Consider the following 13,526-nt stretch of genomic DNA (forward strand, 5'->3'; position numbering starts at 1 on the left):
GGATGGAGACTTCATTATTGTCCGTCAACAGAATGATGCAAGAAACGGCGAAATTGTTGTGGCTATGATTGGTGAGGAAGCGACTGTAAAACGCTTTTTTAAGGAAAGAACACTTATTCGACTCCAGCCCGAGAACTCAGCAATGGAACCGATCTATTCACAGGATGTCTCGATTTTAGGGAAGGTTGTAGGGGTCTTTCGTACCCTCCAATAATGCGCCTTAAACAAGATATGCATTAGAAATAACAGTTACTATAATTCTTAAATTATTTATTGTAAAAATCAAGAAGAGCAGAGATGCACATGGCCATCTCTGCTCTTCTATTAACTAACTTCACGATGAAGCCCCCACTTCTTGTTAGCTCGGGTTCTTCATGAAACTACTGGGGTATGGGCATATCAAGTTTACTATCTTAATTACTCAGATGAGATTTTTAAACTTTGTTTATCCTCAAATCGTTCTAACCCTAATGTGATTAAACGGTCAATTAAATCGGAGTAAGAAATTCCTGTTGCTTCCCAGAGTTTGGGGTACATAGAGATTTCTGTAAATCCAGGCAAGGTGTTGATTTCATTCAGGATAATCCCGTTTTGGGGGGTTACAAAAAAATCGACCCGACTCAGACCACATGCTTCAACAGCTTGGAAAGCTTTTACGGCCATTTCTTGTAGACGCTTAACAAGGGCTTCGTCGAGACTAGCCGGGATCAGAGTTCTTGAACCAATATTTGAATACTTTGCTTCATAAGTATAAAATTCGTGCGCCGGTAGTACTTCACCAGGAAGCGAGGCTTTCGGTGTATCATTTCCTAGAACGGAGATTTCAATTTCTTGTCCGACTATAGTTTCCTCTACGACAATTTTACGATCGAAAAGGGCAGCTACTTTTAATGCATTCTCCAATTCAAGACGATCATGTGCTTTGGAAATTCCCACACTAGAGCCTAGATTGGCTGGTTTTACAAAACAAGGGTAGCCTATTTTTTCTTCGATCATATTAAGGCTTTCTTCCAACTTGTTTATAAATTCTGAACGAAGTAAGGTTTGGTATCGAGCTAAGGGTAGGTTTTTTTCAAGAAAGACCGCTTTCATTCGATCTTTATCCATACCGAGAGAAGACCCTAAAACGCCGGATCCTACATAAGGTATGTTAGCCATCTCAAGTAAACCTTGAAGAGTTCCATCTTCTCCGTAGGGTCCATGAAGTACCGGAAAGATTAAATCAACGTTTCCTTGGTTTGGAAGTGCACCCCCATTTAAGGCGATAAAATGTGGGTTTGTAGGATCGACGACAAGCGTAACCTGGCAAGCTTGATTTATTGGAGGAAAGCCATCGTTGATCAATTTTTCTGGGATTTCGCCCCAAAACCATTGCCCGAGCTTATTAATGCCAATGGTTTGGACATTATAACGAGTTCGATCAATAGCATTGTAAATAGACTGGGCTGATTTCAAAGAGACCTCATGTTCTCCAGAGCGGCCGCCAAATAAAAGAGCCACATTTAGTTTGTGTTCATCCACTATGCCCCACCCTCTCACTTAATGTTAGAACAAAACCTTGTTTAGTTCCTGATCTAAATTCCTTATACTAAAGATAATCTTCCTGCTCGAAGTATATGCATTGAAAAAGAAAAAAGCTCCCACCTAACGGGCAAGAGCACCTATCTGTCCAATTGGCCAGTAGCGAAAAAGAGTTCTTCCAGTAATATTTTCTATCGGTAAAAATCCCCATTCCCTGGAATCCGCACTGTTGTTGCGATTGTCACCCATTACAAAGACCGAATCTTCCGGAACTACGATGGGACCGAAATCATGGTTAGGCTTCTCTAATAGATAGGGTTCATAGAGTGGTTGATCATTAACATAGGTTGTGCGATTTTTTATTTCAACTTTATCCCCCGGTAAACCTACGACCCGTTTAATAAAGTCCTCAGTTGCATGGGCACTCGGTGGTGGATGGAAAACTATAATATCTCCGTGGTTAATATGGTCAAACTGTTTAAAGAAAAACTTATCCACAATCACCCGATCTTCTAGTTGGATAGTAGGAAGCATGGAACCAGTCGGAATCTTTCGTGCTTCAATAACATAAGTACGCAATACCCAAGAAAGTGCAAAGGCAATCAAAACAATTTCTAGGAGTTCTAGTAAAAATTTTGCGTTACTTTTTGGCGACTCTGTAGTATCCATAGTTCACCTCTTTCTATTCATACATATTACCACATTTTTATTAAGAAAACATACTTAAGGAGGAGTTTTGCTCCCGCTTATGTTTAGCTTAGAAGTCCTTGCTGCCATAAGTTCAGAGCTGCTAGAATGTTTCCTATTTGCACATAAGTATGAGAAATTCCACCTTGTTGATAAACAATATAAGGTTCGCGGAGTGGTCCATCTGCAGAAAACTCGCTGGTTGAGCCTAATATAAACGTACCACCTGCCATAATGATTTCATCGTCATACCCGGGCATTCCAGAAGGTATCGGCGTAACATGAGAATCGAGAGGAGAACCCTTTTGTATCCCCTGACAAAAGGCAAGCATTTTTTCTCTTGATCCCAGCTTGACGGCCTGGATAAGGTCGGTTCTAGGCATTTCCGGTTCTGGATGTACTTCGAATCCTAAAGCTCGCCAAAATGCCGCTGAAAACACAGCACCCTTGATCGATTCGGAAACCGTCAAGGGGCTTAAAAATAAGCCCTGATAAAACAGCCGTTGCCATTCTAAGGTGGCCCCCATATGTTCTCCAATGCCTGGTGCTGTTAGTCGTTGGGCTGCGAGTTTTACAAGATCCGAGCGCCCAGCTACATACCCACCTGTTGGAGCCAGACTGCCTCCCAGATTCTTTATGAGCGAACCAGCCAGCAAATCCACGCCAATATCTCCGGGTTCTTGGCCTTCAACAAGCTCACCATAACAGTTATCAACGAAGATTATGAGCTGGGGAAAGGCCGTTTTGACATACTCTACAAGTTCCTTTATCTGAGCTATCATTAACGAATTGCGCCATGCATACCCTCTTGAACGCTGAACCATGAGTAAGCGGGTCTTATCTGTGATCCTATCCCCTATCAGAGAAAATTGCAGTTTACCTTCAGAATCTAGTGAAATGCCCTCATACGTTACCCCAAAATCCATGAGACTCCCCTGCCCTTTTCCCCTTAGCCCTATGACTTCTTCCAGCGTATCGTAAGGGGTTCCGCTCACAGAAATGATATGATCTCCCGGGCGTAGTACACCAAAGAGGGCTGCAGCAATGGCATGGGTTCCAGATACAAATTGACCACGGACAAGTGCTGCTTCCGTCCCTAAAATTCGAGCGACTACACGGTCTAGGACCTCACGCCCAGAATCACCGAGGCCATAACCTGTCGTTCCCTGTAAATGATAAGTTGAAACGCGTTCTTCTTGAAAGGCCTTTAATACTTTTTCATGATTTTTGAGGACATTTATTTGTAGCCCTGGAAGTTGTCGAAAGAGTATTTCTTCTGCTTCCACTACGGCTTTTTTAATTAATTCTGGCCAATCGGGATTCAAATACAAAACTCTTTCCTCCTTGTTGTCTCCTATCAAGGTTTAGTTTAGTGCTGAACTAACATAATTCCAAACAGGCTTAAGCGAATCCCCACGCGTTAATGACAGTTTAATGGGGTAAGGCAGGTATTGAGTTAAATGGTTTAGCGCATCTTCATCGCTGACTTTATCAATCTTATTAAGTAAGGTAATCATAGGCTTTTCAACACAACCCAGTTGTTTTAACACATCCTGTACCGTCTCAGCGTGCTGGAGAGCTTGAGGATTACTGGCGTCTAAAACATGGATCAAAACATCCGCTTGTTGTACTTCTTCTAACGTTGCAATAAAAGCATTAAGCAAATGGGTCGGTAATTTACGTATAAACCCCACCGTATCGCTCAATAGTATTTCTAAGGAAGAGTTTATTTTAATACTTCGAACGATGGGATCTAATGTGGCAAATAATTTGTTCTCACCCACTGGCAAATCGGATCGACTACCCGCTTGTTCCATTGCATTTTTCATAAACGTAGTTTTCCCAGCATTTGTATACCCTACTAAGGCAATGATCGGAAGGCCACTTTTTGTTCTTTGACGACGTTGAACCTCGCGCTGTTGAAGAACAAGCTTTAATTCTCGTTCGAGTTGAGTGATTCGATCCCGCATTCTCCGTCGATCAAGCTCTAGTTTAGTTTCTCCGGGACCCCTTGTCCCCACTCCTCCACCTAGACGGGAGAGTGCTTGTCCCTGACCGGATAAATAGGGTAATAGATGTTTTAATTGGGCTAATTCGACTTGAAGCTTCCCTTCGCGCGATTGGGCCCGTTCCGCAAAGATGTCTAGAATCAAGGCTGTACGATCCAATACTTTAAGACCGGTTTCAGTCTCTAACGTTCGCAATTGGGTTGGAGATAATTCATCGTCACAAATGATGACATTAGCCTCTGTTTCTTGTACACGGTGGACAAGTTCTTCAAGTTTTCCGCTTCCAAAATAGCTACGACTCTGACTATAACGCTTTAATTGAACAAGTTGGCCAACTACTGCAACTCCGGTTGAACGGGTTAGTTCGCGTAGCTCAGCTAAATTATCCTGACTCTCTTGGTCACTCTCTTCCAAGGCAATCAGGAAAGCACGTTCACCAGAAGGTTGAGTCAGAGTTTTAGTTCCCCGCGAAAAACCTTTGGAAAGTGGTTTGAGAGATTCCTGATAGTCAAACGACTGCCAATCGTTAGGACTGAGATTGACAAGATAAGGATTATCCTCACCTGTCTGATAGGCAATCTGAATTCCGGTGAGTTGTCCATCAAGTACACCAATAGAAGCCATACTTTCAAGCTCAAGGGAGGATAAGGCACTATGATCTAAAGGACTTAAGGAGTAGTTCCCACCGGGGTGCGTATGGATACAGCGTAAATGTTTGCCCACGGATCTTCCTTTAATCGGAGGAAGAGCAACTGTTGCATGACGACCTACAGCGGCAGCCAATAAGGAACCGGGACGAGAAAGATAAATAGCAATTTCACGGTTCCAAAGCTGGGTAAGCCGAATCAGTTCTGCCAGAATTTCAGAATGAATCAGTTCAGTTCGTTCTGTTTTAATTTCAGCAAGGTTTTGAAGTTCTTGGATTTGGCTTGCCCGAATACCAGACAAGTCGCCAGAAATGTCTATACTCATTAAAACCCTCATACTCTCTATGTCTCCTGACTTGCATCAGTTAGCTTAGAGATCTTCCATGTTAATATCCTCAGGTAAGATTTGGATTAGTTCTTCGCGACTTGAGCTTGTTTTTTGGAAGAGCCGAACAGCTTGTTTGCGCACAGTTTTTTCCACAAGGTTCCGAACAAGCCGAGCATTTCCTGCATAACGATGGGTGTTCAATAAAAGCTGTAGATTAAAACGGAGCGCGTCTTCCGCCTCAGAGGTTAACTCATATTGACGAGTTTTCAGCATCAATTTACCGATGGCTAATAATTCATCAAGTGTATAATCTGGAAAATCAATATGTATAGGGAAGCGAGAACGAAGTCCAGGATTAGACTGCAAAAACCAATCCATTTCTTGACGATACCCTGCTAAGATTAACACTAGATTGTCTTTATTATCTTCCATAGCCTTAACTAACGCATCAATGGCTTCCTTGCCAAAATCCTTCTCTCCCCCTCGAGCTAAGGAATAGGCCTCATCAATAAAGAGGACACCCCCTAATGCCTTCTTAAGTTGCTCTCTTGTCTTTTGTGCAGTATGCCCAATATATTCACCCACTAAATCTGCACGCTCACATTCAATGACATGTCCTTTTTTTGAAGAACCCCCATCTCTTTAAACAGTCGCCCGACCAAACGTGCCACTGTTGTTTTTCCTGTGCCAGGGTTCCCTCGAAAAATCATATGTAAAACAAGGGGTTCTGCAACGAGTTTTTCCTGTGTTCTCCGTTTTTGAATTTCTACGAAGGCTTGCAAATCTCGAATAAGACGTTTCACAATCACTAATCCGATGTAAGTCTCTAATTCAGCCAGAATTTCAGTGATTTTATCTTTATCTTTTTCATTGGGAGCAAGATTATTCTTTCGAACTCGTCCAATCCCCATCATCTCAGAGACAGGGGCAGTTTCGCTTTTCGGGGGCAAGGGAGTCTGAATGACCGGAGGTTGTCGATTATCCGGTCTAAACGTTATATGGATTGTCATAAGTACAGGCACACCTCCCATCCTTACTAATATACGCAAGTAAGGATAAAAGGTGTCCTAGATAACGTGTTGTTATTATTTCCCTGTTAAGGTCTTGGCGTAACGAACTCGAGACGTATGATCTAAGAATTTTTTGCGGAGACGAACACTTTTAGGCGTAATCTCAACTAATTCATCATCATTAATAAATTCCAACGATTGCTCCAGGGAAAGTTCTCTTGGCTTATCAAGTCGCAAGGCTTCATCAGCTGAACTAGTCCGCATATTAGTGAGTTGTTTTTTCTTACAAACGTTAACTTCAATATCTTGTTCACGTTTATTCTCTCCAACAATCATACCCGCATATACATGCAGGCCAGGATCAACAAACAATTGGCCCCGCTCCTGTGCAGCATAAAGACCATAGGCATTGGTTTCCCCTTCTTCGAATGCAATCAGTGCGCCACGATTTCGCCCTGGAATATCCCCTTTATAAGGTTCATACCCTAAGAACATATGGCTCATCATGCCTTCACCCCTTGTTTGGGACAAGAACTCTCCACGGAAACCGATTAGGCCTCGAGCTGGTATTTTAAATTCAACGCGGAGTTGTGTTTCAGAAAGGTTCGTCATATTCGCCATTTCAGCTTTGCGTTTGCCTAAGAGTTCCATGACGGCTCCCAGTGCGCTCTCATGAAGATCACAAATCAAGAATTCAATTGGCTCGCATTTGACACCATCGATTATCTTATAAATAACTTCGGGTTTTGAAACTTGTAGTTCATACCCTTCACGTCGCATATTTTCAATTAAAATGGAAAGGTGAAGCTCTCCCCTACCTGAAACCTGAAAAGAATCAGCAGAGTCCGTTTCTTCAACTCTCAGGCTAACGTTCGTCTCGACTTCTTTCCAAAGACGCTCCCTGATTTTTCGAGAGGTTACATAATGACCTTCACGTCCAGCAAAGGGACTATTGTTAACCATGAAATTCATGGACAAGGTAGGCTCATCCACTTCGATGGTCGGTAAAGCTTCTGGACTCAGTGCACAGGCAACGGTTTCCCCAATATTAGCACTGATTAATCCTGTGAGTGCTACGATTTCTCCTGCCGACGCTTCTGGGACGACTTCCCGCTTTAATCCCTCAAAAATCATGACTTTTCCCACTTTAGTCCGCTCAAAACTTTCATCCCGTTTAATCAAAGTGATATTTTCATTTTGATGAATTGTCCCACGAACAATACGGCCAACCACGATTTTGCCAACATAATCGTCGTAATCCAACGTTGTTACGAGCATTTGAAAGGGAGCTTCGAGATCCACGACGGGAGCAGGAATATGCTCTAAAATAACCGAAAATAGAGGCACTAAAGAATCTTCCAGAGCATCAGGTGTGAGTCCCGCGATTCCCGAACGGGCAGAAGCATAAACGACTGGGAAGTCTAATTGATGGTCTTCGGCACCGAGTTCAATGAAGAGATCTAAGACTTCATCAACGACTTCAGCTGGACGCGCATCTGGGCGATCGATCTTATTGATGACGACGATAGGAACAAGCTTAAGTTCTAAGGCCTTACGTAAGACGAAACGAGTTTGAGGCATCGGACCTTCAAAAGAATCAACGATCAGAAGAACTCCATTGACCATTTGTAAGACACGTTCAACTTCCCCACCGAAATCAGCATGTCCAGGCGTATCAATAATATTGATCTTGGTCCCCTGCCAATGAACAGCAGTGTTTTTGGATAAAATAGTAATTCCACGTTCACGTTCTAAATCATTGGAATCCATGACGCGTTCTACAACTTGTTGGTTAGCACGGAAGGTTCCACTCTGTTTAAGCATAACGTCAACAAGGGTTGTTTTCCCATGATCAACGTGAGCGATAATGGCAATGTTTCTTAAATTTCGAGTTTCCATAGTTGGATTGTAGTTCCTTTCTTTCCCTAAGATAAAAGCATATAAACTTAGGATATCACAGTCAAGTACTGAATTCAAGCATAAAGAACTAAGTTCGGTATAATACCGAACTTAGTTCTTCATGCTTCAGGAGCTTAGCGTACTATTTATACTCCTTAAGTATTTGCATCTCCCGCACTAGCTGCTGCGAAGTTAATCGGTCTAATCGGCATTACAGTCGATATGGCATGTTTATAGACCATTTGTTGTCGACCTTCAAATTCAATGACCACTGTAAAGTTGTCAAATCCTTTGATAAGTCCCTTAAGCTGAAACCCGTTAACCAAATAAATGGTCACCGGAAGGTTTTCCCTGCGTACCTGGTTTAAAAAGGTATCTTGTAAATTGATGGGCGATTTGTTCATAAATTTTCCTCCATCACCTTATATTTCTACGATATCTATATTACATTAGTTTGGCAGGCTCTGCAAGTTTGTACAACAATCTTGAGAACCTCGTTGAGTTGATTACTAATATCGTACCAGCTAATGCGAGGATCACGTAGGAACCACGTAAATTGACGTTTTGCAAAATGGCGTGTATCACGCTGGAGTAACCTTAACATTTCCGGTTGGGTGGCCTTCCCGTTTAAGAACCAAATCGCATGGCGATAACCAATGCTTTGTAAAGGCTTTAGGGTCTGTGCATAACCGCTTTTTAACAGACTTAGGGTCTCTTCAATTAATCCTTGAGATAACATGGTAACACAGCGTTGATTAATTCGCTCATAGATTACGTCTCGTGGTGCGGTAAGCCCGATATAGACTATAGATGGGTCAAGTGGCTGGTATTCATCATCACGAAATTGACGTTGGCTGGAGAGGGTCTTTCCAGTTAGTTCAAATACTTCAAGGGCGCGTATAATGCGGAAAACATTATTGGGGTGTAAACTCTCCGCAGTGACTGGGTCTATTTTCTCTAGCTCCCTATGTAACGCTTGGTTTCCATGTAAAGTGGCAAATTCTTTCCATTGACCCCTAATTTCTTCTGAGCCTTGTTGTGAAAAATCATAAGGATCTAATAAAGAACGAATATACAATCCTGTACCACCGACGACAATCGGGACATGTCCCCGTCCTCTAATCTCAGCGATCAACGAGGTGGCCTGGGATTTGAACTGCGCAACCGTGAAAGGTTCGGTAGGATCTAAACAATCTATCAAGTGATGAGGCACTAGTTGAAGTTCTTCAGCGGTTGGTTTTGCTGAACCAATATCCAGTTTCTGATAGACTTGTACGGAATCCCCTGAGATTATTTCTCCACCGATCGTTTGGGCAAGCTTTATACCCAGTGCGGTCTTGCCGACGCCAGTCGGACCGATAATTACTACAAGTGGATACACCTAACCATCTCCATTAAACTAGAATGACGCCGTAATCGACGGGACTGTACTGCCCTCCGACTAGTATCTTAAAGCCAAGTCGCTTAAACTCTGAGCTGTATTTTCGTTCCTTTAAGACAACTCGTTTACGAGCAATTCGACAAGCCTCAAAGATAGCTTTTAGATCGAGAGGCCTGCAGTCTGACCACTGGTGTAAGGGTCGGATCGAGTTTGATTGTTTGCGAGTTTTCCTGAACATAGGATCAAAATAAACGACATCAAAAGAACGAGAGGGAATTTGCTTTAAATATTCGAGATGATCTCCACAACGAATTTCAATTCTTTGTGAAGCTTGTGCTAAAGAAGCCCAAGCAAGTTGTTTATCATTGTTTTTATAATTGGAAACAAGGTCCGTAAAATGGCTTAAACCATCGTGAACTATGGCTGCTAAAACCGGAGATTGTTCAAGGGCAAGAACCTTTCCAGTTCCACCGACAGCCCATGCTCCGATCAAAGCATCCGTCCCTAATCCGAGCGTGGCATCGAGCAAAGAATCTCCAGAGGTAATCTGTGTCGCTTCAAGAAAACGATCAGCCTCCCCTCTCAGGAGATTGATTAATCGGATGACGGCCATACTAGGATGAAACGATAGTCGTTCCGTGCCAATTATTAAGAAAATTCCCCGACGGGTGATGGCTAGTTCTGGTAATTCGCCTTCTTCATTCTGTTTTAGAGTCCATTTACATCCCGGTTGTTGAAGAAACCAATCGAACCTTTTCTTTAGGTTTGAATCTGCATGCGTTGTTTTTATATAGATGGAGAATTCATTAACCATAGGCCCTCCAGTTTCTGAAGTATTAAAACTATCAAACACTTTTTAATACTAGAGGACGTGTCTAGTGTCGAATGCGCCATGAATGGCTTAGCATTCGACCGGCCACCTTCGCCAAGGCTGACAGAATAACTAATACGTGCGAAGACAGTGTCTGCGAGAAGGTTAATTCGCGCGAAGACAGTGTCTTCGTGGGCGCCAGCCAAGTTTTCTTTACTGCTGCTCAATGTTAGTATGTCCTTGTCATTAAGTAGACAAACCTCTTCGAGGTTAGGTGCGATAGAAGCGTTTTTCTAACTCCATTCGAGTCATTTTAATCATGGTTGGACGGCCATGGGGACAGGTATACGGATTTTGTGTTTGATTAAGTTGGGCGATAAGCTGCTCAATTTCAAGCAAAGATAGAGTGTCTTGGGCTTTAATGGATTCTTTACAAGCCAAAAGATAGATCCACTCTTCCAATAGTTTGTCTAGATTGGGTGCTGTGTTTTTCAATAATACCTCTTCAATAAACTCGCGTAACAGCTGATCAGGTTGATAAGTTCCAGTTTGAGCGGGTACTCCGCGTAATAAGTAAGTCCTTGAACCAAATTGCTCTAAGATAAATCCCATTTCATTAAGAATCCATAAATGTTCTAGTAGAACTTGTTCCTCCTGAAGTGTAAACTCCATGGGAAGGGGTATTAGAAGTGCTTGACTTGCCTGCTCAGCTTGTTTGAATTCTCGTAATAACCGTTCATAATTGATCCGTTCGTGAGCCGCGTGTTGATCGATCATAAAGAGAGTTTCACCGTCAGTTGCCAAAATATAGGTGTTAAATAGCTGAGCTAAGGGCCAGATGTGGGAGAGAACGTTTTGGGTAATTGAGGTAGACTCACCAACCGAAGTCTCGATGTTCAATTTAAGTTGAACGAGTTCACTCTGAGCAACGCCAGGTCTTTGCGGAGGAGTGGCAAAGGTTTTTTCTTGATCAAAGACTAGAGGTTTATGGGGATGAGTATCCTGAGCATTTGTTAACAGAGGTTCGGCTAACTCCCGAATTTGCATGGACGCTTTAGAGATCGACGTAGGGGTTGACGCAGAGATCGGCGTAGGGTTTGGCGGGATTCTTGTGACAATAGAGCTAGAGGGATTTGGCTGAGAAGCATCCATTTTAGGTATGAGCGAAGGGATTGATTTGGCCGTCTCAAACGAGGGTAGTGGCTTGCTATCAATGAGAGTTTGATAAACAGTCTGACTAATAAATTGGTTTAAGGCTTGTTCATGCTTAAAGCGCACATCCATTTTTGTGGGATGAACATTCACATCATAATCTGAGGGCGGTACATGCAGATGTAGCACCACTATTGGGTAAAGCTTAACAGGAATTAAGGTATGATACCCTTCTTGCAAAGCACGGCTTAAAAATGTCGAACGAACACTTCGTCCGTTGATCATAAAAATTTGAGTTTGTTTAGAAGAGCGGACTAGGTTTGGTGGACTGATAAAACCCTCTATACTCCAAGTTTCTTGTTGCAAATTGATGGGAATAAGTTGTCGTGCGATGGTATGACCGAGGATAGAACCAATTGTTTCACGAAATTCTCCACGCCCAGACGTTTGTAAAACAACTTGCTGGGGATGAGTTAGAGAAAAGGCGATTTCCGGGTGGGCTAGCGCAATTCGCCCAATCGTATCACTAATCAGCCCAAATTCCGTAGGGGTAGACTTTAAGAATTTTAAGCGAGCGGGAGTATTGTAAAAAAGATTTTGAATTGTGACGGATGTTCCAACTGGACACCCTACTTCCTTCAACTCTTCTTGTTCTCCACCCTTGATTTTAAGGCTTAATCCGGCCACTTGCTCGTCTGGACGCGAGGAGATTTCCATCTGAGAAACAGAAGCAATGCTCGGCAAGGCTTCCCCTCTGAAACCGAGGGTTCGTAACTGGTCGAGATCTTCGATCTGACGGATCTTACTTGTCGCATGACGGATAACAGCTAACGGTAAATCCGCGCTGGCAATTCCACTGCCATCATCGCGCACCCGAATTAACGGAACCCCATTTCCCTCAACGGTTATGTCAATATGTTTTGCTCCAGAGTCTATCGCATTTTCAACTAATTCTTTAACTACTGATGCTGGGCGTTCAATCACCTCTCCTGCAGCAATTTGGTTAGCAGCGTGTGCATCAAGAATATGAATCACCGATGTCAAAATTCCTTCAGTCCTTCCTTACTATCCCAAACAACGAGTTTGTCTTGCAGCAGATTTTGCAGGAGTCCGCTTTTAAACTTCTCAGGATGACTTTGAACATAATCCCAAAGATCATACCCTGTTTGTTCGCACTCTGAGCAACCTTCAAACGGAATTCTCACGAGAATAGACGTATGGGGAGCACGATAGCTTTCTATATAGACTGTGCCACCACAATGCTCACATTGGCGGATATAATCCTGGCGGGTTTCTCGGAACCCATCGGTGTCATAGTATACCGAGTGAGGAATGTGAATCCAATTCCCTTGAGGGAAGAAGGGTTTGTTTTGAACAGAAAAACGTAGTTTAACCAATTGGTGTTGTTTTTTAAGTTCCTCAATATAGGGTTTTAAGATTGCTAACGTTAAAGCGGGACGAGTAAGCTTCTGGGGTTCACGGACATGATGATAATCTTCGCCAGCGAGCGCTAGTAAAATTGCTAGGTTAACATAAGGAAGCGCCCCTTCAATGGAATATCCACCTTCCAGAACCGCTAAATCAGGTTGAAGAAGTTCTGTGATCCGACCATACCCACCTGCCGTAAGATTCATGGAGGCGAGTGGGTCTGTAAAATGATTGTCCTGACCGGCAGAGTTAATAATCAAATCCGGAGCAAAGTCTTGCAGGCGAGGGAGTACCCAGTTTTCAAGCACATAATGATACCCTTCGTCTCCTGTTCCAGGCGGAAGCGGAATATTTAAAGTTTGATCCCAAGCATTGGGACCACCTTTCTCTTGGACAAATCCGCTACCCGGATAAAGCGTGCGCCCATCTTGATGAAGGGAAATAAAAAGAATATTTGGGTCATGAAAGAAAATATCTTGAGTTCCGTCTCCGTGATGGACATCTGTGTCAACAATCGCAATCTTTTTTACACCATACTTTGCCCTCAAATGGTTGACTAGGATAGCTTCATTATTAAGAGTGCAAAACCCACGATTACCCCAAACGGTCGCGCCTGAATGATGTCCAGGTGGACGGGCAAGAACAAAACCATT

11 protein-coding genes and 1 pseudogene are annotated in these 13,526 nt (G+C 43.0%); 1 reads left to right on the forward strand and 11 read right to left on the reverse strand.

Features of this window, described 5'->3' with window-relative positions:
• A partial coding sequence (locus tag UF75_RS20450; RefSeq protein WP_045576408.1) for a S24 family peptidase occupies nt 1-214 on the forward strand: 214 nt, incomplete at its 5' end.
• 203 nt (nt 215-417) lie between these two features.
• Here UF75_RS20450 and UF75_RS20455 read toward each other — a convergent pair.
• From UF75_RS20455 to UF75_RS20505, 11 genes and pseudogenes are all read right to left on the reverse strand, one after another.
• Entirely contained in the window at nt 418-1,521 is a 1,104-nt protein-coding gene (locus UF75_RS20455; protein WP_045576409.1) for a D-alanine--D-alanine ligase family protein, read from the reverse strand.
• 123 nt (nt 1,522-1,644) lie between these two features.
• A complete protein-coding gene (gene lepB, locus UF75_RS20460) occupies nt 1,645-2,190 on the reverse strand; it encodes a signal peptidase I (RefSeq protein WP_045576410.1) in 546 nt (181 codons plus the stop codon).
• A gap of 83 nt (nt 2,191-2,273) precedes the next feature.
• A complete protein-coding gene (locus tag UF75_RS20465) occupies nt 2,274-3,539 on the reverse strand; it encodes a methionine gamma-lyase family protein (RefSeq protein WP_045576411.1) in 1,266 nt (421 codons plus the stop codon).
• A gap of 33 nt (nt 3,540-3,572) precedes the next feature.
• Nucleotides 3,573-5,189, reverse strand: coding sequence for a GTPase HflX (gene hflX / locus UF75_RS20470; RefSeq protein ID WP_197079476.1), 1,617 nt, complete (start codon nt 5,187-5,189; stop codon nt 3,573-3,575).
• A gap of 45 nt (nt 5,190-5,234) precedes the next feature.
• A pseudogene (locus tag UF75_RS20475) lies at nt 5,235-6,202 on the reverse strand (AAA family ATPase).
• 75 nt (nt 6,203-6,277) lie between these two features.
• Nucleotides 6,278-8,101 carry a translational GTPase TypA gene (typA, locus tag UF75_RS20480; RefSeq protein WP_045576412.1) on the reverse strand — a complete coding sequence of 608 codons (1,824 nt, stop codon included), beginning with the start codon at nt 8,099-8,101 and terminating at the stop codon, nt 6,278-6,280.
• Between the two features lie 155 nt (nt 8,102-8,256).
• Entirely contained in the window at nt 8,257-8,505 is a 249-nt protein-coding gene (hfq, locus tag UF75_RS20485) for an RNA chaperone Hfq (RefSeq protein WP_045576413.1), read from the reverse strand.
• A gap of 35 nt (nt 8,506-8,540) precedes the next feature.
• Nucleotides 8,541-9,482, reverse strand: coding sequence for a tRNA (adenosine(37)-N6)-dimethylallyltransferase MiaA (gene miaA / locus UF75_RS20490; RefSeq protein ID WP_045576414.1), 942 nt, complete (start codon nt 9,480-9,482; stop codon nt 8,541-8,543).
• A gap of 13 nt (nt 9,483-9,495) precedes the next feature.
• On the reverse strand, nt 9,496-10,296 hold the full coding sequence (locus tag UF75_RS20495; protein ID WP_045576415.1) for a class I SAM-dependent methyltransferase: 801 nt from the start codon (nt 10,294-10,296) through the stop codon (nt 9,496-9,498).
• A gap of 267 nt (nt 10,297-10,563) precedes the next feature.
• Nucleotides 10,564-12,489 (reverse strand): DNA mismatch repair endonuclease MutL, encoded by a 1,926-nt coding sequence (gene mutL / locus UF75_RS20500; RefSeq protein ID WP_045576416.1) that lies wholly within the window; start codon nt 12,487-12,489, stop codon nt 10,564-10,566.
• Nucleotides 12,486-13,526 (reverse strand): histone deacetylase (locus UF75_RS20505; RefSeq protein ID WP_045576417.1); only part of this gene is annotated, 1,041 nt, incomplete at its 5' end. The genes UF75_RS20505 and mutL, both read right to left, overlap by 4 nt.

Source organism: Desulfosporosinus sp. I2 (genome assembly GCF_000960765.1).
In the GTDB taxonomy this organism is placed as follows: domain Bacteria; phylum Bacillota; class Desulfitobacteriia; order Desulfitobacteriales; family Desulfitobacteriaceae; genus Desulfosporosinus.